The 1981-nt window shown below is 49.5% G+C and carries 3 protein-coding genes; 2 read left to right on the top strand and 1 reads right to left on the bottom strand.

Annotated elements, in window-relative coordinates:
- A partial coding sequence (locus M4I36_RS15515) for a hypothetical protein (RefSeq protein WP_258112669.1) occupies window positions 1–353 on the top strand: 353 nt, incomplete at its 5' end.
- 69 nt (window positions 354–422) lie between these two features.
- Complete coding sequence (locus M4I36_RS15510) at window positions 423–1178, top strand: hypothetical protein (protein ID WP_258112668.1); 756 nt, start codon at window positions 423–425, stop codon at window positions 1176–1178.
- A 50-nt stretch (window positions 1179–1228) separates the two neighbouring features.
- Here M4I36_RS15510 and M4I36_RS15505 read toward each other — a convergent pair whose 3' ends face one another.
- A complete protein-coding gene (locus M4I36_RS15505; protein ID WP_258112667.1) occupies window positions 1229–1537 on the bottom strand; it encodes a hypothetical protein in 309 nt (102 codons plus the stop codon).
- Window positions 1538–1981: the final 444 nt, after the last annotated feature.

Raw genomic sequence — 1981 nt, 5'->3', positions numbered from 1 at the left:
CAGCGTCAAAGCATGCCCCAGCGACCAAGCCCTCCTCATCGCCTTCTCTACCTCGTGAAGCAGCCGCAGACGCCACCCTCACGGCCCTAACGGTGGTCTCTCTACCGCGATGTCGCGGACTTTCACCCACGCTTCGACCGAGACCGAGCGAAGAAGACGATAGGAGGACTCCGCGCATGACCATTCACGAAGGCAACGTGTTGGCAGTGCTACGCAGCCTACTTCCAAAGCACCGGGCGGCTGCTGCGGCCTACCGGGCCAAGCGAAAGCGAGTCCTGGAACCAGCGTGGGACAAGCCGATGCAGGCATGGTTGGAGTGGGAGCGGTCTGCAGGTGCTGTCACATTTCCATAAACTGATATATTAGAGGGGGTGGACGGGTGATTGGAAACCGCATACAATAATCTTCGAGGAGTGGTGACGATGCAAAAACGAATCTGGGGACTCACTGCGTCTGCTCTGGCGTTGACGTGCTTGACCGTGACGGGGTGTGGGACCGATGGCGGAGTCAGTTCAGGCTCGGCTCCTGCGACCCATATAAAGCATAGCGCCACAACGAATGCAACGCATTCATCACATACCAATGCCGTTACAAGTGAATCAGTGAACAACACGTCGACTAGTAAGAATCAGACCAACAATACCACAACGACAGGCAACAACAAGACACAATCACAATCGCATTCACAGTCGTCTTATTCAACATCAGGAATGGTACATCTGAATTTAACCAACGCTCAAATCCAAACGATTCGAACGGCCATCAATAAACTCAGAGGAAACCCAAACCAAATGACATTTGCAGATGGAGATGTAAAGATATACGTCCCCCTACAAGTTCCGCAAGGACAGCAATTTCTCAAGGCCGATTTTGGTGCGAGTGCACTATTCGGGGCATACGTGAGTCTGTATTTTAACGGGTTCAAAGTGAGAATCGGCGGTCAACAACCATCTCTGTTGGCTATTCACAAAACTAATTCAGTAAAACTTTCGAACGGAGCGACTGGTACTTGGTACGCGCCCAATTCAAGGTCAACTGGAACGAATAAACTCAGCGACTACTTTATGACTTGGATTGGCAAGACCCACATCACCATCAGCTCAAACTTGAAATCCGTGTCACAAGCTCAAATTGAACAAATGGCAGGTTCGATGGTCTTTTTAGGGGCACATCAGTAAGATCCGTAGGTAGAAGGTCTGCCCGTCGATAAGGCAGACCTTCCTAATGCTTACGAGTAGATGTAGTCGTATTGTGCTAAATTATGCTCTCCGATCAGATACACCAAACCAGAACCAGGGACATTAGAAGTCGGACTTGCTCCATCGAGATACGTGGAATTTGCGACGTAATGACTACTTGCCCACACAGGATTGTAGTTGCCTAACTGATACAGTGCGTTATACGTATTGTTGGACATGAGGGGCCAACCACCGCTTTCAGCATACGATCTCAGCTCTTCTCCGCCGGATGTTAGGGTTGAATTTTGATACGCGCTGGCTACCAAACAATAACCTGCGTTGTATATATCCGCATTCATTAATGCTCCCCCCAAGCCAGTATTTGTACCAGCATATCCGCTATCACCTGATACAGTGCAGGATGAAGCGGTATATGAAGTCGAGCATCTATTAAACAGGCCAGCATTGGCGTTTGCTGGGTTATTACACTGTGCTGCGATGCTCGTACAGGCGTAAGCTCCTTCGTAAATCCATTGTGCTAAGAGTAATGCAATGGGGAGCCGAGCCTGTTTGGATGCTTGTTCTACCCAACAGATAACGTCGGAGTTATTTAAAAAACTGCTTTGCGATCCGCACACATCGACGAAAGTTGCAGTACTATTGCAGCTATTCGTTGAACACGGGCACGGGACGTTAGGATTAAAGGAACCTTCGCAAGTCAAGGTGGGTTCTTCAACGGTCGGAGGATTTGAGAAATCAGTCGGGTATTCGCCGTTGAGTGCGTAGTATGCGTAGGCCATGGA

The organism is Alicyclobacillus sp. SP_1, assembly GCF_024706985.1.
GTDB lineage: Bacteria > Bacillota > Bacilli > Alicyclobacillales > Alicyclobacillaceae > Alicyclobacillus_I.
This window is presented reverse-complemented; position numbering and strand designations above follow the sequence as displayed.